Origin of the sequence: Modicisalibacter radicis, from assembly GCF_900961225.1 — a bacterium.
In the GTDB taxonomy this organism is placed as follows: Bacteria; Pseudomonadota; Gammaproteobacteria; order Pseudomonadales; family Halomonadaceae; genus Modicisalibacter.
In genome coordinates, this window is sequence record NZ_CAAHFN010000080.1 from 1 (window position 1) to 17,131 (window position 17,131).

Below are 17,131 nucleotides of genomic sequence, written 5' to 3' on the forward strand. Positions count from 1 at the left end.
ACTCGACCGCCTTCACCTTGAACTCAGTGCTGTAACGTTGTGTCTTCTTCCCCGTGATGATTGCGGGCATCGGTTTTCTCCTCCGTGGGAGTTATCGATGCGTGTCCACTAAACCGGGGGAGGTCCATTAACGTCTGCTTCTGGCCGTTAGCTGACCTACAGGCGGATAAACCCAAGGTGGTTGTAACTCGCCACTGCGTTTGCCACCGTACCAGTTTGTTGAACACTATACTGTGACGAAGGGTGCCAAGGGTCGAGTGGCAGGTACCCTTGCGTCAATTCCAATCTGTGCGTAAATCTACGTAAAACGGGCACCTCAAGGGCGCCCGCTTTCGCAGTGACTTCACCTTCAGAAGCGGTCGACGCGGAACGGTGCCATATCCACTGCGGGTTCTTCGCCATCCATCATCTGGGCGAGCAGTTCGCCGGTGGCCGGGCCCAGGGTAAAGCCCTGATGGCCGTGGCCGAAGGCAAGCCATAGTCCTGCCTTGTCGGGGGCGGGGCCGATCACCGGCTTCATGTCGGGCAGGCAGGGGCGGGCGCCCTTCCAGGGCTGGCTGTCGCGACGCTTGCCCAGCGGGAACAGCTTGCGTGCCACCCTCTCGGCGGCGGCCAGCTGGTTGTACTGGGGCGGCGATTCCAGGTCGGCCAGTTCGGCGCCGGTGGTCAGGCGAATCCCGGCGCGCATCGGCTCGAGCAGGAATCCTTTCTCGGCGTCCATCACCCAGTGGTTGAGCTTGGCTTCCCCTTCGGCGGAGTAATGCATGTGGTAGCCGCGCTTCACGAACAGCGGCACTTTCATGCCCAGCCTCGTCAGCAGTTCACCGGTCCATGGGCCCATGGCCACTACCACCTTCTCGGCTTTCAGATCCCCCTCGCTGGTCTTGACCTGCCAGCCACCCTCCACCTGGAGCACGTCCTCGACGCTGGCCTGTTTCACCTGGCCGCCCTGTTCGACAAAGCTGCGGGCGTAGGCCTGCACCAAGCCGCCGGGGTCCGAGACCATCCAGGGCTGCGTCCAGTGGATCGCCCCGATCAGCCCCTTGCCCAGATGCGGCTCCTTGGCGTAGAGCGCCTCGGCGTCCAGCACCTCATACTCGACCCCGAAGCGCTCGTGATTCTTCCTGGCCGTTTCCTGGCGCTCCTCGAACTCCTTGCGGGTGCGGTAAAGCTCCAGCCAGCCGCCTTTGCGCACCAGCGCCTCGGCGCCGGCGGCCTCGATCATCGGCGCGTGGGCATCCTGGCAGCGCATGATCAGCGACGCCCACTCGTTTACGATGCGCTCGTAGCGCTTACCGCTCGAGTTCAGCCAGTAGTTCAGCAGCGGGCCCGCCGCGTTCATCATGCCGGAGGGGCGGTAGCGGATATCCACCTTGCGGTTGGGCAGCACCCGCAGCAGGGTGCCGATGTCACGGGGGAAGGCGTAGGGGCGCACCGCCTCGCGCTGGATGATGCCGGCATTGCCGAAGGAGGTCTCGAGCCCCGGCTCGCGGCGGTCCACCAGCGTGACGTCATGACCGCGACGCACCAGGTGCCAGGCCACGGATACGCCGACCATGCCGGCACCAAGAACGATGATATTGCGGGCCATGAAGATCTCCCTGCCGATGGTTATAGATAGCTTCGCCGCGGGGCAGAGCCTGTCAAGCCAGCGAGTTTATCAGCACTTCCCATAAAATCGGCTATGGGCTTGTAACTAAGATTTTTATCCTATAATTTTAACAAGAAGCAGATTCTTTATCTGTAAATATAGAAATTAACAGGGTTATCTGTGCGGCTTCCTCCTCCTAGGACCTGTTCGCGCCATCAAGGTGCGCTGGCTGCGATGCAGCTGTCGGGCCCTGTCCTCGGACAGGCTACGGATATGCGGCTGGCCAGTCGGGGATCCCGGAGCAAAGTGATCTTACCCAGCAATCGTGGACACCGATCTAAGCGATCATTCGGGCCTCGAAGGCCTCCGGGCTGATCATCCCAATCGCACTGTGCCGGCGCTGCCGGTTATAGTCCATCTCGATGTACTCGAAAACTTGCCGCCGCATGGCGTCTCGGGTCTCGAAACGTTCGCCATGGATTGCTTCGACCTTGAGGCTGTGGAAGAAGCTCTCGGCACAGGCATTGTCGTAGCAGTTGCCCTTGGCACTCATGCTGCACTGGAGGTCGTGCCGAGTCAGCAGCGACTGGTATAGGGTCGAACAGTACTGGCTGCCGCGATCCGAATGGACGACGACCTTCTTGGGCATCTTACGGCGCCACAACGCATCTGGAGCGCGTTCCCGGCCAGGTCGGCAGTCATTCGCTCGCTCATCGCCCAACCGATCACCTTGCGTGAGAACAGATCGATCAGCACCGCCAGGTAGAGCCATCCTTCACCGGTCGCTAGATAGGTGATGTCGCCGATCCATTTCTCGTTCGGCGCCATGGCGGTGAAATCTTGCTCCAGCAGGTTGGGCGCCACTGGCAGCGAGTGTCGCGAGTTCATCGTCGCCTTGAACTTGCAGCGACGGTCTTGCGATCCACTATCAGGCCATCGTCAACCAGGTCCAGCGTCAATCTGGGGGCGCCTGAGCGCCCCTTCCGGCACTCGTAGGCCTGGGCCACTCGCTGGTCGAGAACCGCCTGCCGGCGGCGTCTCGGAGACGTCATGCCGCCACGCTGTCGCCAGGCGTAGTAGCCGCTGCGAGAGACCCCGAGAACCCTGCACATCCGCTGGGTGCTGAATGCCTGACGATGCTGATGGATGAAGGCGTACTTCACTTCAGGCTCTTGGCAAAGTACACCGCAGCTTTTTTTGCGATTTCAAGCTCTTCCGACTTCTCGGCCAGTTGGCGCTTGAGTCGGGCATTCTCGTCGGCCAGGGCTTGCTCGCGGGCTGAAGCGCTTTGCTGCTGCTGGGCCTTGGTCCGCCACTGGCAGAGCTGGGTGGGCTGGAGGCCAAGCTCTCGGGCGGCGGCACTGATGCCAACGCGATCGCCGAGCGCCAGGGCCTCGGCCTTGTAGTCCTGGGAATAGCGGGTACGGGTTTTCTTCATCGAAGCTGCTTGCCTTGCCATGGGTCACCTCGTCTCAGTGTAATGTCTTAACGAGGTGTCCACTGCTGTTGGGCAAGATCAATTTTGCCTTGTCTGGCCATCGCTCGCCGATTTTTCAGACAGAACTTAGGCGACAAGCCGCAGACACTGGCCGGCATGATACAACGTAAAGCCGCTCTCATAGGCTGAGCGCCACAGCGGTGCCGCCGAGATCGGTTTGGCGGGGCGTATCGGTAGGGGCAGAAGGGAGCAATCTCCATGGAGAATGTAGTGCGCAAACCCCTTGCCGACGACCGTGCCTGTTGTCACCCCGCGTCCATTGTAGCCAGTGACTGCGAGAATATCGGGCGCGGGCTCGAAGAGCCGCAGGGTATGATCGGGTGTAAAGGCTATGCGCCCGGTCCAGGTGCATTCCCAATCGACACGGCCGAGCTGGGGGAAGTAATGCTGCTGAATGCGGTCGGCCCAACAGCGTACGAAAGCGGCGGGCTTGCTCTCGCCGCAACCTAGGCTGCCTAAGATCAATCGACCATCAGGGTCGCGTCGCAAACTGCTTAGCACCGTTCGGGTATCCCAGGCGCCCTGGCGCTCGGGAAGAATGTCGCCTGCAACTTCGTCGGGTAGAGGGGGGGAGGCCACCTGGAAGAAATGGCCAAGGAAAAAGTGATGGCGAACCTCGTTCCAGTGGTCCTGTGTATAGGCGTTGGTGGCTATTACCAGGCGAGGTGCGCGCACACTGCCCTCTGCAGTGATGACCTGCCAGTCATCGCCTTCGCGGGCCACCGCCTTGGCGGGGCTATGAGTATGCACATGTGCACCTGCGCCGATGGCAGCACGAGCCAAGCCTCGGGTATAGGCGTTGGGGTTAAGCGTGCCGGCACGCCGATCGAGCAGGGCACGCCGGACACGGCGAGTACCTACATATTGCTGGCAGTCTTCTTCTTCCAATAATTCCACCGGGGAGCCACGGCGTTGGAGCTGCTCTGCGCGCCGTGCCAACTCCTGTTCGCCCTTGCCGTTATGAGCCATGTGCAAGGTGCCGGTTCGGGTAGCCTGACACTCAATACCATGACGTTCTATCAGCGAAAACACCTCGGCGGGGGCTTGGCCGAGGATCGTATTGACTTGCTCGCCATCTTTCTCACCCAAGGCCTCCGAAATATCATCCGGCGGGATCCATAACCCGGCATTCACTAGCCCGACATTACGGCCTGATCCACCACTGGGGATATTCCCCGCCTCGATCAGCCTCACGTTAACGCCCGCTTCGGCGAGATGCAGTGCAGTACTGAGTCCGGTTATGCCTCCACCGATCACAGCGACGTCAGCGGTGTGTTCACCTCGGAGAGGGGCCAGCTCCAGGGCTGGCTCCTTTGAGGTGTAGTGCCATAAACACTGTTCCTTCATGACACCTCCTGTCTTGTAGGGTTGTGGTTTCAAGCCAACGATAGGCCACTACCATTGCTAATGTGGACTCTCTCACGCCTACCGATGGCGGCGGTGCTTACGAATTTTCCCAATGGTAGAAATGCCGGGAATCGTTGCGTCGTGCCTGATTTTGAAGTTCGAGCAGCTCACGCATTTCTCGGGCTTTTTCTCCTTCCGGATTGCGTGCGAGCCACTCCTCGATATCGCGTTGAGCGGCAGGGGAGAAGGGCTCGAAGTTACCCTGCTCCTGAAGCAGTGATAGCTTGCGGCCTTCCTGCCGAATCGAATGAATCAGCGTTATGGTGGCTACTCCCCAGAGGGCGGCGATCGAGGCAATCATGACGATAATGGCGGAAGAACTCATGAACGGCCTCCTTCAGCAAGAGTATTGGTATAGTCGGTGCCTTGGTGGCGGTTCATGAGCCACATACACAGCGGAATCATGAGCGTCAGCACTATCAGGCCACTTACTGTCTTCCAGGGTGTCTGGCTGAGATTGCTGTAGAGGAAGTAGGCCATGATCGCGAGCATGATGGCAGGGATCTGATACCGCACGACGGCTTCCCAAAGGCTGGATACATAAAGATCTGCGCCCCGATTCAGGCTCATGATGCGCAAGCGCTTGGCGTCGAACTTCCAGCCGATAGTCACCATGATGAGGAACGTGGCCAGTGGGAGCCCCCAGTTGCCGAGAACGAAGTCCAGATAGCCGAGGATGTTGGCGTCCAGAGCGCTGGGGATGCCCAGCAGCCAGATGATGCCGCAGATGGTGAGCACGGCCTTGGCGCGGGGAAGTTGGCGTTCTTCCTTGTAGGTGGTAACCCCCACTTCGGTAATGGCAATGGCGGTGGTCAGGTTGGCAAAGAAGAAGCCCATGAAGAACAACAGGGCCCAGAGGTAGCCTCCTGACATGCTGCCGAAGGCACTTGCCAAGGCTACGAAGGCCAGCTCCGGCCCTGACGAGGGCGAGATACCAAAGGCGAAGACGATAGGAAACACAGCGAAGATGGCCAGAAGACCGAAGCTGGTATTGCCGACCGCGGTGAATATGCCGCCTCCGAGGGGAATATCATCATTGCGACCCAGATAGCTGCCATAGGTCAATGCGATACCCCAACCGAGACCGGTGGAGAAGAGTGCTTGGCCTAGCGCAGCTAGCCAGGTTTCCCCGCGGACGAGATACTCCCAGTTGGGCGAGAAGGCGAACTCAAGCCCTGCGATAGCGCCGGGCAGCGTCAGGCCACGAATGGCAATGGCGATCAGGGCAATCGTCAGGATTGGCATCATCCACTTTGCCATGCGCTCGATGCCACCCTTGATCCCGAACAGTAGAATGCCGGTGACCATCAGCATGGCGAGTGTGTGCATGCCCACGTTGAGTGCCTTGTTGGCACTAAAGGCTTGCCACAATGCAGCGGTATCGAAATCGGTCTGGGTGAAGGTGCCGATCAGGGCATGGTAGGCGTAGTAAACCGACCAACCGACGACCGATGAGTAGTACGACATCAGCACGACGTTGAAGATCAAGATGACCAGGCCCAGGCCAACCATGCGGTTGTTTCCGTACACCTTGCGGAAGGTTCCCAGCAGGCCCTGGCGGGTATACCGGCCGAGGCTGGTTTCGCCCATGAGGCCAGGAACGGCTATCAGATAGAGGAGGATGAAGTAGGCGATGAGAAATGCGCCCCCACCGTTCTCGCCGGTGACGTAGGGCATGCGCCAGATGTTTCCGGCACCGACCATGGCGCCGATGACGGCCATCAGATAACCGAAGCGACTGCCCCACTGTTCTCGGGAAATTGTTGTTGTCATCTCGTGACTCCATGACACGTTGTTGTGGTTCGCTAGCAATGCCGCCACGCGCAGCGCTATCGGCCCATGGCGGCCGTTGCCATCAATCGAACTTGATGCCCTGTGCCAGCGGCAATTCGCGGGAGTAGTTCACGGTGTTGGTCTGACGCCGCATGTAGCTCTTCCATACGTCAGAACCGGACTCGCGGCCGCCACCGGTTTCCTTCTCGCCGCCGAAGGCACCGCCGATCTCGGCACCGCTCGGGCCGATGTTGACGTTGGCGATACCGCAGTCGCTGCCCTGGTCGGAGACGAAAGTCTCGGCTTCCCGCACGTCGGTCGTGAAGACGCAGGAGGACAGGCCCTGGGGTACGTCGTTGTTCATGGCTAGCGCGTCATCGAAGTCGCTGTAGCTCATGACATAAAGGATCGGTGCGAAGGTCTCGTGCCTGACCAAGTCGTCCTGTTCCTTGACCTCGACGATGGCCGGGGAGACGTAATAGCCGTTAGGGTAGGTGTCGGCCAACTGGCGCTCGCCCCCGAAGACACTGGCGCCCTGCTTGCTTGCGCGCTCCAGCGCGGAATGCATCTGCTCGTAGGCTTGACCGTCGATCAACGGGCCAACCAGATAGCCTTCCATGGGGTCGCCGATGCGAATATTGGCATAGGCCTTCTTGAGCCGTTCGACCACTTCGTCGCGGATGGACTCGTGCACGATCAGCCGGCGCAGGGTGGTGCAGCGCTGACCAGCGGTACCGGCCGCCGAGAACAGGATGGCACGCACGGCCATGTCCAAATCGGCGCTGGGAGCGAGAATCATGGCATTGTTGCCACCGAGCTCGAGGATGCTGCGGCCGAAGCGCGCGGCCACTCGCGGTGCCACTTCACGGCCCATGCGCGTGCTACCGGTAGCACTAATCAGCGGGACGCGCGGATCGTCCACTATGCGCTCACCTGCTGCGTGGTCGCCGAGGATGACCTGGCTGAGATCTTTCGGGGCCTCGTCGCCGAATTCCTCCATGGCGCGCTCCAGCAGGGCCTGACATGCCAAGGCGCAGAGCGGCGTCTTCTCTGAGGGTTTCCACAGCAGGCTATTGCCGCAGACCAAAGCCAGTGCAGAGTTCCAGGCCCAGGGCGCGACCGGAAAATTGAACGCAGTGATCAGGCCGATTGGACCGAGCGGATGCCAGCTCTCGCGCATATGATGCCCGGGGCGCTCCGAGGCGATGGTCAGGCCAAAGAGCTGGCGCGACTGACCGACGGCCAGGTCGCAGATATCGATCATCTCCTGGACTTCGCCGAGGCCTTCCTGAAGGATCTTGCCGCACTCCAAGGTGACCAGTGCTCCCAGGTCCTGCTTATGGCGGCGTAGCTGTTCGCCGAACAGGCGGACCAGCTCGCCGCGGCGTGGGGCAGGCACTTGGCTCCACTGCTTGAAGGCCTGTTCGGCGCGTGCGATGCGAGCATCCACCGCATCGGCTCCTTCGAGCTGGATACGGCCGATTTCACTGCCGTCAGTGGGCGTGGTAACAATGAAGTCGCCCTGACGGTACTGGGACTCGGTGACGCCAAGTCGCTGCATGACGGTATCGATCATTCTATCTCCTACTGCTTGTGCTTATGGCTAACGGGACACAGGCAGTATCACCATCGCTATTGACCTGGCTCAAACGACGTTTTATACGGAATTCATTCCTATTTTTCTTGAAGGTGAGCATGAGCCGTAGTCATCTACCAACCCTCACTGCCATGCAGTGTTTCGAGGCCTCGGCCCGCCACTTGAGTTTCACACGGGCCGCCGATGAGCTGAGCCTGACACAAAGCGCTGTCAGCAAGCAGGTTGCGCAACTTGAGTCGGTCCTTGAACAGCCGCTTTTTCGTCGTGTGCGAAAGCGGCTGCAGGTAACCCCCGAGGGCTCGCTCTACCTGACCGAGGTGCGCAAGATCCTCGCCCAGGTGGAGATGTCCACGCGCTATATGCAGTCCTACGGGGGGCAGAGCGAGGTGCTTAACGTCACGACGTTGCCGACCTTCGGTGCGCGCTGGCTAATTCCCCGGCTCAACGGCTTTCGCTTTCGCCACCCCAACGTGTATCTGAACATCAGCAACCGGGTCGAGCCGTTCGACCTGGAGGAGGACCGAGTCGATGTGGCTTTCTTCTTCGGTCATGGTGCCTGGCCCAGGGCGGAGTGCATCAAGTTGCTTGATGAAGAGATGGTGCCTGTCTGCGCTCCCTCGGTGGTGCCAGCTGGCGGTATAGCGGAGCCGCTGGCATTGACGCGCCTGGTGCTGTTGCAAAGTGCGACGCGCCCCGAGGCCTGGCATGACTGGTTCGAGGCGCAGGGAACCTATACCGCGCACAGCTACCATGGGCCACGCTTCGATACGTTCTATATGGCTCTGCAAGCGGCACGGGCTGGCTGTGGTGTAACGCTCGTGCCACATTTCCTGGCTGAGGAGGAACTGTCGAGGGGCCAGTTGACGATCCCCTGGGACTTCCGTCTGAAAAGCCGCGATGCCTATTATCTAGCCTATCCCGAACACAAGGGAGAGGTCGGCAAAGTCAAGGGATTCATCGACTGGATCCTCGAGCACCTCTAGGTATCAAGCACCATCAGTAAAGAGAGCCATGGGTAGAGCTGCTTACTAAAAAACGCAAGAAAGATATCGTGTGATGTTTCACATCGTAGCCTCATTCATGAAGCCAGGCAGGAACGTTGCCAGGCCTGGAAATGCAATCAGCAAGAGCGCCATTAGCGCCATGATTAGGAACATCGGTGCCGCGGCTTTTGCGATGAAACCGAGGCTGTGGTTGGTCAGGCTCTTCATGACGAAGAGATTGAAACCAACCGGGGGTGTTATCTGGGCCATCTCCACCATGACCAGCACGAAAATGCCGAACCAGAGCAGATCGATGCCGGCTTCATTGAGCATGGGTGTGACCACCGCCATAGTCAGTACCACTGCCGAGATGCCATCCAGAAAGCAGCCCAGCACGATGTAGACGAGCATCAGTGCCACCAGCAGCATGACGGGAGAGAGATCCAGAGAGCCCACCCACTCGGCCAGACCGCGCGGAAGGCCAGTAAAGCCCATTGCCAGGGTCAAAAACGAGGCGCCTGCCAGTATCAGGGCGATCATGCACGAGGTCTTCGCTGCTCCCATCAGGCTTTCCACTAGCGCGGACAAAGTCAGGCTTCGTTGTATGGCAGCAAGCAGCAGGGCACCCACCACCCCAAGGGCAGCGGCTTCAGTCGCGGTAGCCAGGCCAGAATACATCGAGCCGATCACGGTAAGGATCAACAGCGCGACAGGGATCAGCAGGCGCGATTCATAAATGCGGTGCTTAAATGTCATCGCAGGATCTTTGTCAATGTTCGGCTTTTTCAGTATGCCCCAGGCCACGACATAGCCCATGAACAAGGCTGCCAGAATCAGGCCGGGAAGAATCCCCGCGATAAACAGCTTGGGGATGGATTGATTGGTAATAACGCCATACACGATCATCGTCAGCGAGGGCGGGATCATTAGGCCCAGGGTAGAGGCACCGGCCAGGGTCCCCACGCTCATGAAATCGGAGTACCCACGTTTGCTGAGCTCAGGCATGGACATTTTGCCCACGGTGGTCAGCGTGGCGGCGGAGGAGCCCGAAACCGCGGCGAACAGGGTGCAGCCGATGACATTGGTATGCATTAGTCGCCCGGGCAACCAACTGAGCCAAGGGCTCAATCCACGAAAGAGGCTTTCGGAGAGGCGCGTGCGGTAAAGAATCTCCCCCATCCAGATGAATAAAGGTAGGGCCGTTAGCGTCCAACTCGTCGATGATGTCCAAAGCGTGCTGTACATCGAAGCCCCGATGGGACGTCCAGTGAAGAACGCCATGCCCACGATAGCCACCCCGACCAAGGATAAGGCGACCCAAACGCCGGAACCCAGCAGCAGAAAAAGAATGAGCAGAAGCGCAATGGCCAGTTCGGTGAAATCCATCAAAGACTCCTCACGGGACGTGACCCGTGGTTTTTGACGCGTGCGGCACGAACTAGAGCAGCCAGAGTGCGTACGAAGTGATCGAATATCGAAATCGTGAAGGCGGTGGAACCAAGCGCAAGCAGCGACTGGGGTATCCACAGGGCCATCGCATCCTGCCCTGACGAGACATCGCCAAACTGATAGGACCAATAGGCGGCGTCGAATGCATGCCAGGTGATGAAGCCGGCAATGCCGCTAGCGATCAGTAGACACCACAACTCGCCGATGAGACGAAAGCGTCCAAGTCGCTCCACCAATAGGCCGACGCGGATGTGCCCGCCCTCATGAAAGGTAAAGGCCGCGGCGAGAAACGTACTGGCACCCATGAGGTAGCCGGCGTAGTTGGTAGCGCCTGGCAGGGTCATGCCACTCCAGCGCAGCACTATCTGAACGACGATCACGACCAGCATGATGAAAATGCAAAGCGCGGCAAGATAGCCGAATACGCGATAAAGTGTTTCCAGCCATTTCGCTATACGAGAAGCGGAGGTGTTCATGGGAGCTACCCCTGGTTACATCCAGCTAAGCGGAATCCCCACCACGCGAGTGGGGACGTGAATCGTGCTGTTATTGCATTGCACGATATTCCTCAACCAGTTGCTGGCCTTTCGGGCCGGCTCTCTCTAGCCACTCCTCCTGCATCTTTTCACCGATACGCTTGAATTCCGCTTGCAACTCCTCGTCTGGCTGGTTGATTGAAACGCCCTTGTCGCTTAGCCGGCTCTTGAGAATATCGGTGAGCTCCTTGGCCTGCTCCTCACCTCGCTGCTCGGCTTCTTTGGCAATGGCCAGGACTTCCTGCCTCGTTTCCTCATCGAGAGCTTCCCAGCGGGCCTTGTTGACGAAAATGTGGCTGAGAACCAGCCAAGCCTTGGCATCGTAGAATTGCGGGAGATAGTCCCACAGTTGATGGTTATAGACGGGGTCGCCGGAAGATATCAGCGATTGCACCATGCCGGTGGCGGCCGCCTGCGAAAGCTCGGCCTCTTCGATCAGGGTCGGCGTCATGCCCATCAGTTCGGCAAAGCGAGCTGTGGCCGTATTATAGGCCCGGAACTTGAGACCCTCCGCATCCTCGGGAGACTCTATCTCTCGGTCGAAGAAGATTCCTTGCGGAGGCCACGGAATGTGATAGAGCAACTGCAGGTTCTGCTCCGCCATCAGCTCGTCTAGTGCTGACTTGGTGACTTTCCATAGCTGTGCGGACTCCTCAAAGGAATTCGCCAGGAAAGGCACGGAGTCGATCCCGTAAAGGATGTTCTCATTCTGGTGGGCAGAAAGAACATGGACACCGATTTGTGCCTGGTTGCGCTGTACGGCGCGCTTGATCTGATCGCCGGGAAAAAGCGTCCCACTGGGATGAACACGTATATCCAGCTCGCCATCGGTGGCCTCTCGCACCTGGTCGGCGAACCAGCTGACATTCTCGGTAATGTAGTTGTCCGCCGGCTGCGGAGAGGGAAGATCCCAGACCTCGGCGTGGGCAAGTCCGTTGACGGCTAAAGTCAACGCGGTAATAGCGGCAGTCTTGCTCAGTGTATGGACCATACTGTTGGTCTCCTCTTTTCTATTTGTAGGAAAGGGGGTTAGGGGTTTTCTCTTGTCGTTGTTATCCATGTTTTCCTCTGGTTCTCGGTCAGTGAAGCCGTTGGCTATCCCAGGCTTCGTGTAGGGTGGTGGGAAGGCAGCGCTTGACGATGCGGTGGCTAGGTGTTCGCTCGAACTCATCCACGATGGCCAGATAGCGTGGACACTGGTAGGAGGCCAGGCGCTCCTTCAGCCACCCATGCAGCTCTCGAAGCTCGATGGCGCGACCGGCTTTCGGCTTCAGGAAGAGCTTGATCTCCTGCTCGCCGATGTCGGCAGCGACACCGATCATCGCGCACTCCTCAACATCGGGGTGCTGCTGGGTGACCGATTCCACCTCCCAGGCTGATACGTTCTCGCCCCGACAGCGCACGCTATCGGTGATGCGTCCGAGAAAGTAGAGAAAGCCGTCCGCATCGAGCCAGCCGCGGTCGCCGGTATGCAGCATGCCGTTTGCCAGCGTCTTCTCCGTGGCCTCGGCGTTGCGGAAGTAACCATCGAACAGCACCCCAGGCTGCGTTTCACGAACCACCACCTGGCCGGGTTCTCCTGCCGGGATAGGGCGGTCCTGGTCATCATGGATGGCGATGTCCAGCCAGGGAACGGCGCAGCCCACAGACCCAGGTTTTCCTTCGGCATTGACGGTGGTTAGACTCGAGGCTTCTGTCATGCCATAGCATTCGCGAATCTCGAAGCCGAAACGATCCTGCAGCGTCGACCAGATCTCGCTGGGGCAGCCCCCGCCCCAGGCGATGCGCACGTTGTGAGCGGTTTCCAGCTCGCTGGGCGGCTGCTTTAGAAGAATCTGCAGCACTCCCCCCAGGTAATGAATATGTGTCGCACCGCTGGCATTGACCTGTTCCCAGAAGCGACTAGCACTGAATCGCTCGGTCAGACTGAGCCGCACATCGAAGAACAACGGCAGCAGTAACATCTGAGCGCCGCCAATGTGATAGAAGGGCTCCCACTGGAAGAAGATGTCGCCTGGCTTTATGGAACACAGTCGTTCAACGCTTTTGAGGGCATAGGCCATCATTGCGTGAGTGACGCGCACTCCCTTCGGTTTGCCTGTCGTGCCGGAGGTGTACATTAGGGCGTACAAATCCGACATGGCAGGTGCCGGTGCGTCCAGCCTTTCACTGCCTTTCAGGTGCTCGGAGAGCGTATCCTCCGCGTCTCCCAGCAACAGCGTCTTGCCTGTAATTCCTGCCCCGCTATCGACGACAACCGGCCACAGGTCGGCATCGGTAAGCAGGACTGAGGGATCGCAGTGTTCAAGAATGTACTTCAATCCGTTGCCACGCTGGCGGGCATTGACCGGCACCCAGACGATTCCGGCCTTTGCCAGGGCGAACAGGATAGCGATGGCCTCGGGGCCGTTATGCATCATGACCGCGGCCCGCTCGCCAGGGTGAATGCCCAGCCCATGGCGAAGGTAGGCAGCGAGTGCCTCAGCCTGGCGGTCGAGCTCTCCGAACGTCAGGGGGCATTGATCGAAGCTCCCGAACAAACGCTCTGGCTCGCGTGTCGCTATATCACGCAGAGCGAGAATGAAACTGGGATCGTTTAGGTTGGCTATCATAGCAATCAGATTGTCCTTTGTTCCTGACGAGTCACGTCACGCCAGTGACAGTAGTCAGAGCTCGACCATCAACCGTTTCGGCGCTTGAGGAAGAGTTCCATCATGCGTGCCGGTTCACCCGACGCGTAGGCTTCTGCCTGTATGCGCCCCCCCGCTTCCAGGCAGTCGCGGAAGCCGGGCTCGGTGATTTCCTTGAAGCGCTGACGATCCAGGCGCATCGCAACGGGAGGCTTGTCCGCGAGTTCCTCACCCAGCGACAGCGCTTCCGGCAGCACCTGGTCGGCTGCGACCAGCCGGTTGATCAAGCCAAGGGCATGCGACTCGTCGGCATTCATCAAACGGCCGCTCAGGGTCAGGTCAATGGTGCGAGCGAGCCCCAGGTGTTCGCGCATGATCCAAGGCCCAGTGGTGCTGGCGATACCCGAGTTGATTTCAGGCTGTCCCATGCGGACATCGGCATGGGCGATCCGAAAGTCGCACAGCAGGGCCACCTGGAATGCCGAACCGGCCGCCACTCCGTTGAGCGCGGCAATGATGGGCTTGGGACTGCTGCGCAATTTGTCGTAGAGCTTTTCCCACTCACTCACCCAGAGTTTGGCCCGCTCGGCGTCGAAGGACCGAGTCTCGTTGAGATCCTGGCCGGCGCTGAAAGCTCGCTCTCCCGCGCCGGTCAGTACGATGGCGCCGAGCGAGTCGTCGCTGGCGAAGTCCTCGAGAGCGGCAATAAGTTGTTGGCGCATCTCGCTGTGCCAGGCATTGAGAACTTCGGGGCGGTTGAGAGTAATGACGCCTACTCGGCCTTGCTTGTTGGTGAGGATGTGTTCGGACATGATTGCTTCCTGATTGTTTGTGGGTAATTTGATTGCAATGCGATCACTTATGATCTACATTTAATCAATGTAGTTGAATTGCGCTTTCTGTAAAACCCAAAATCGACACGAGAAGCGTCCTTTTATACGAAAGGATCAGGCTAGGGAGGGGTAAAGCTTTGAGCGAAAAAGAAAAAGTGGATCGTCTGATGGTCAAGAGCGTGGCAAAGGCGTTTCGAATCCTCGAGGTATTCGATGCCGAGTACCCGGCGATGAGTGTCAAGCAGCTGGCGGAACGCTGCGACATGGATCGGAGCGCGGCGCAGCGCTTTGTGCACACCTTGTCGCAGTTAGGCTACTTGCAGCGCAATGAGGAAACGCAACTGATCGAACCCAGCGTGCGCACACTGGACATCGCCGCGCACTATCTGCATGCGCATCCACTCGTCGACAAGGTTCGCCCATACCTGCTGAACCTGAGCAAGGAGACGGAGGGTTCAGTCAGCCTGACGATTCTGGACGGGCTTGACGTGGTTTATCTTTCTCGTTTGCTGAGTCGCAACATGCTAGATACGGACATCACCATCGGGTCGCGCCTTCCGGCATTTTGTACGGCACCTGGATTGGCGATGCTGTCGCAGTTGGAAGAACGAGAAGCCATGACGGTTCTGGAGCGGTCACAACGAAAGGCTTACACGCCGAATACCGTGCATGAGGTGCCCGCGATCATGGAGCGATTGGCCCAGGTCCGGCGCCAGGGATACGCGCTGTCGGTAGAAGAGTATTTTCTATCCGATGTCTCGATTGCGGTACCGGTACTGGACAGGCGCAACCGACCGCGAGCGGCTGTCAGCATCTCGATGTCCCGGGTGCGGAGTATGCCCGAGGAGCTGGAGCAGAACCTTTCGGACGTTTTGATCGCTACAGCACGGCAATTATCGAGACTCTGAAGCTCAGCGATACGCCGCGCCGATTGGGCGTTGCGAACGATATATCACATTCCGGGCCAGTTATGATTTTACTCCAAGATGAATATTTTTCAGATCCATGCCTTGGTGTTAAAAACATGCTGGCAGTAATTTTTGGAATGAATTTCGCGCTTTTTTTCGTTTGAAGGCCACTTGCCGGCTCTGGTCTGATACGCCTTGTTTCCTCAACAAAAAGCATCGACAGGTACCCGGCAATGGAGCTTCCGCACATCAGCGACTCGCTCGGCATCGTTCATCCCTTGTGCATCGCGCGGGGCAAGAACGCCGAAGTTTGGGATGAACAGGGCAGACGTTATATCGACTTCGTCGGCGGTATTGGTGTACTCAATCTCGGTCATGGCCACCCTGCCGTGGTCGAGGCCGTGCAACGCCAGGTCGAGACTCTGATGCACTCGGCCTTCAATGCCATACCGCATCGCGGGTACCTGGACGTCGCCAAGGCGCTGGATGCGTTCGTCCCGTTGTCATATCCACTCTCTTGTATGCTGACCAACAGTGGTGCTGAGGCGACCGAGAATGCGCTAAAGGTGGCGCGTGCTGCGACAGGACGCCAGGGCGTGATTGCCTTCGATGATGGCTTTCATGGCCGAACCCTCGCGGCTCTCAACCTCAATGGCAAGGTCAAGCCCTACAAGAATGGCCTGGGTGCTTTGCCCGGTCCGGTTTATCACCTGCCGTTTCCCAGCCGTGACAGTGATATCGATGCCGACCAGGCCATGGCGGCCCTTGAGCGCCTGTTCGAGGTCGAAACTTCGGCAGACGAAGTGGCCTGTATCATTGTCGAGCCGGTTCAGGGCGAAGGGGGCTTCCGGTTGCTCTGCACCGACTTTGCAGCACATCTGCGTCGCCTATGTGACCGCCATGGCATTGTCCTGATCTTTGATGAAATTCAGTCCGGCTTCGGCCGTAGCGGCCGGCGTTTCGCATTCTCGTATTTGGGTGTTGAGCCCGATCTTGTGCTGATGGGCAAGAGCATGGCCGCGGGGCTGCCGTTGGCGGCGTTGACTGGCCGACGAGAAATCATGGATGCCATTGCTAAGGGAGGTCTGGGTGGTACCTACTCCGGCAACGCGGTGGCCTGTGCCGCAGCCCGGGTTGTCATGGATGTTATGAGTGAAAGCAACCTGCGCGAGTGGGGCGATCGCCAGGAAGCCCTAATTGCCAATGCACATCGACGCTGGCAGACCTCGGGGCGCTTTCCAATGGTGGGCAAGTTGACTGGCATTGGCGCCATGCGCGGTATCGTCTTCGAAGATACCGCCAAGGCCACGGGCAGTGAGCATCTCATGGCGCTCTTGTCTGCTGCTCGTGACGGCGGTGTGTTGCTGATGCCGAGTGGACGTCGGCGCAATGTCTTACGTCTGTTGCCGCCGTTGACGACGGAACCCGACATTCTCAACGAGGGCCTGGAGCGTATCGAGCGGGCGCTGGAGACGCTGTAGCCCTGATTGAGCGACTGGATGATAGGGCAGCCTCGGACATTGCACATGAATATGATTCCAGGAAGACATGACATGAATCACCAGACATTCGTTTCATCGAACGAGATCCGCGATCGCTTTTCCAGGGCGATGTCGGCCATGTATCAGGCCGAGGTCCCCCAGTACGAAACCCTGCTCGAACTGGTCGATCAAGTGAACCGGGAAACCCTCGAGCGCGACCCGGCATTGGCCGAACGGCTCGCGACTCACGATGAACTGAACCGCCTGGGCGTGGAGCGCCATGGCGCCATCCGGGTAGGGACCGCCGACGAACTGGCCATGTTGCGTCGGCTGTTCGCCGTGATGGGGATGGTCCCGGTCGGATACTACGACCTGTCGGAAGCCGGCGTGCCCGTGCACTCCACGGCGTTTCGCCCGGTCGATGACGAGGCCCTGGCCAGCAACC

The 17,131-nt window shown here is 59.0% G+C and carries 14 protein-coding genes and 1 pseudogene; 4 read left to right on the forward strand and 11 right to left on the reverse strand.

Features of this window, described 5'->3' with window-relative positions; all coding sequences use genetic code 11:
• Positions 1–349: 349 nt before the first annotated feature.
• The 6 genes and pseudogenes from HR9077_RS15555 to amaB form a co-directional block, all read right to left on the reverse strand.
• Positions 350–1,591 carry an NAD(P)/FAD-dependent oxidoreductase gene (locus HR9077_RS15555; RefSeq protein WP_136067920.1) on the reverse strand — a complete coding sequence of 414 codons (1,242 nt, stop codon included), beginning with the start codon at positions 1,589–1,591 and terminating at the stop codon, positions 350–352.
• Between the two features lie 337 nt (positions 1,592–1,928).
• Positions 1,929–3,050, reverse strand: a pseudogene (locus HR9077_RS15560) (IS3 family transposase).
• A 105-nt stretch (positions 3,051–3,155) separates the two neighbouring features.
• Positions 3,156–4,436: an L-pipecolate oxidase gene (gene amaA, locus HR9077_RS15565; protein WP_136067922.1), complete on the reverse strand. Its 1,281-nt coding sequence runs from the start codon at positions 4,434–4,436 to the stop codon at positions 3,156–3,158.
• 97 nt (positions 4,437–4,533) lie between these two features.
• Positions 4,534–4,821, reverse strand: coding sequence for a hypothetical protein (locus HR9077_RS15570; RefSeq protein WP_136067924.1), 288 nt, complete (start codon positions 4,819–4,821; stop codon positions 4,534–4,536).
• The gene (locus HR9077_RS15575; protein ID WP_136067926.1) at positions 4,818–6,269 is read right to left on the reverse strand and encodes a sodium-dependent transporter; all 1,452 of its coding nucleotides are present in this window, start codon (positions 6,267–6,269) and stop codon (positions 4,818–4,820) included. The genes HR9077_RS15570 and HR9077_RS15575 overlap by 4 nt, the downstream gene beginning before the upstream one ends.
• Positions 6,270–6,351: 82 nt before the next feature.
• Complete coding sequence (amaB, locus tag HR9077_RS15580; RefSeq protein WP_136067928.1) at positions 6,352–7,845, reverse strand: L-piperidine-6-carboxylate dehydrogenase; 1,494 nt, start codon at positions 7,843–7,845, stop codon at positions 6,352–6,354.
• A 119-nt stretch (positions 7,846–7,964) separates the two neighbouring features.
• Between amaB and HR9077_RS15585 the strand changes: the two genes are divergently transcribed.
• The gene (locus HR9077_RS15585; protein WP_136067930.1) at positions 7,965–8,849 is read left to right on the forward strand and encodes a LysR family transcriptional regulator; all 885 of its coding nucleotides are present in this window, start codon (positions 7,965–7,967) and stop codon (positions 8,847–8,849) included.
• A gap of 78 nt (positions 8,850–8,927) precedes the next feature.
• On the opposite strand, the gene HR9077_RS15590 is transcribed toward HR9077_RS15585, so the two are convergent.
• The 5 genes from HR9077_RS15590 to HR9077_RS15610 form a co-directional block, all read right to left on the reverse strand.
• Positions 8,928–10,235: a TRAP transporter large permease gene (locus HR9077_RS15590; protein ID WP_136067932.1), complete on the reverse strand. Its 1,308-nt coding sequence runs from the start codon at positions 10,233–10,235 to the stop codon at positions 8,928–8,930.
• Positions 10,235–10,774 (reverse strand): TRAP transporter small permease subunit, encoded by a 540-nt coding sequence (locus tag HR9077_RS15595; RefSeq protein ID WP_136067934.1) that lies wholly within the window; start codon positions 10,772–10,774, stop codon positions 10,235–10,237. Before HR9077_RS15595 ends, HR9077_RS15590 begins: the two co-directional genes overlap by 1 nt.
• 70 nt (positions 10,775–10,844) lie before the next feature.
• A complete protein-coding gene (locus HR9077_RS15600) occupies positions 10,845–11,825 on the reverse strand; it encodes a TRAP transporter substrate-binding protein (protein WP_168380970.1) in 981 nt (326 codons plus the stop codon).
• Between the two features lie 88 nt (positions 11,826–11,913).
• On the reverse strand, positions 11,914–13,446 hold the full coding sequence (locus HR9077_RS15605; protein ID WP_136067937.1) for a class I adenylate-forming enzyme family protein: 1,533 nt from the start codon (positions 13,444–13,446) through the stop codon (positions 11,914–11,916).
• 68 nt (positions 13,447–13,514) lie between these two features.
• The gene (locus HR9077_RS15610) at positions 13,515–14,276 is read right to left on the reverse strand and encodes an enoyl-CoA hydratase/isomerase family protein (protein ID WP_136067939.1); all 762 of its coding nucleotides are present in this window, start codon (positions 14,274–14,276) and stop codon (positions 13,515–13,517) included.
• A gap of 158 nt (positions 14,277–14,434) precedes the next feature.
• On the opposite strand from HR9077_RS15610, the gene HR9077_RS15615 reads away from it, so the two are divergent.
• The 3 genes from HR9077_RS15615 to HR9077_RS15625 form a co-directional block, all read left to right on the forward strand.
• Entirely contained in the window at positions 14,435–15,205 is a 771-nt protein-coding gene (locus HR9077_RS15615) for an IclR family transcriptional regulator (RefSeq protein ID WP_136067941.1), read from the forward strand.
• Positions 15,206–15,438: 233 nt separating this feature from the next.
• Positions 15,439–16,686, forward strand: coding sequence for a 2-aminoadipate transaminase (locus tag HR9077_RS15620; protein WP_136067943.1), 1,248 nt, complete (start codon positions 15,439–15,441; stop codon positions 16,684–16,686).
• 72 nt (positions 16,687–16,758) lie between these two features.
• Positions 16,759–17,131, forward strand: a 373-nt coding sequence (locus HR9077_RS15625) for a 2-oxoadipate dioxygenase/decarboxylase family protein (RefSeq protein ID WP_136067945.1), incomplete at its 3' end; no start/stop codon positions are given.

What these genes read in the sequence shown, in the direction of transcription:
- HR9077_RS15600 (WP_168380970.1), bottom strand. Translation starts at nt 11,825, where the DNA reads ATGGTCCATACACTGAGCAAGACTGCCGCTATTACCGCGTTGACTTTA.
- HR9077_RS15605 (WP_136067937.1), bottom strand. Translation starts at nt 13,446, where the DNA reads ATGATAGCCAACCTAAACGATCCCAGTTTCATTCTCGCTCTGCGTGAT.
- amaA (WP_136067922.1), bottom strand. Translation starts at nt 4,436, where the DNA reads ATGAAGGAACAGTGTTTATGGCACTACACCTCAAAGGAGCCAGCCCTG.
- HR9077_RS15595 (WP_136067934.1), bottom strand. Translation starts at nt 10,774, where the DNA reads ATGAACACCTCCGCTTCTCGTATAGCGAAATGGCTGGAAACACTTTAT.
- HR9077_RS15620 (WP_136067943.1), top strand. Translation starts at nt 15,439, where the DNA reads ATGGAGCTTCCGCACATCAGCGACTCGCTCGGCATCGTTCATCCCTTG.
- HR9077_RS15570 (WP_136067924.1), bottom strand. Translation starts at nt 4,821, where the DNA reads ATGAGTTCTTCCGCCATTATCGTCATGATTGCCTCGATCGCCGCCCTC.
- HR9077_RS15610 (WP_136067939.1), bottom strand. Translation starts at nt 14,276, where the DNA reads ATGTCCGAACACATCCTCACCAACAAGCAAGGCCGAGTAGGCGTCATT.
- HR9077_RS15590 (WP_136067932.1), bottom strand. Translation starts at nt 10,235, where the DNA reads ATGGATTTCACCGAACTGGCCATTGCGCTTCTGCTCATTCTTTTTCTG.
- HR9077_RS15555 (WP_136067920.1), bottom strand. Translation starts at nt 1,591, where the DNA reads ATGGCCCGCAATATCATCGTTCTTGGTGCCGGCATGGTCGGCGTATCC.
- HR9077_RS15575 (WP_136067926.1), bottom strand. Translation starts at nt 6,269, where the DNA reads ATGACAACAACAATTTCCCGAGAACAGTGGGGCAGTCGCTTCGGTTAT.
- amaB (WP_136067928.1), bottom strand. Translation starts at nt 7,845, where the DNA reads ATGATCGATACCGTCATGCAGCGACTTGGCGTCACCGAGTCCCAGTAC.
- HR9077_RS15585 (WP_136067930.1), top strand. Translation starts at nt 7,965, where the DNA reads ATGAGCCGTAGTCATCTACCAACCCTCACTGCCATGCAGTGTTTCGAG.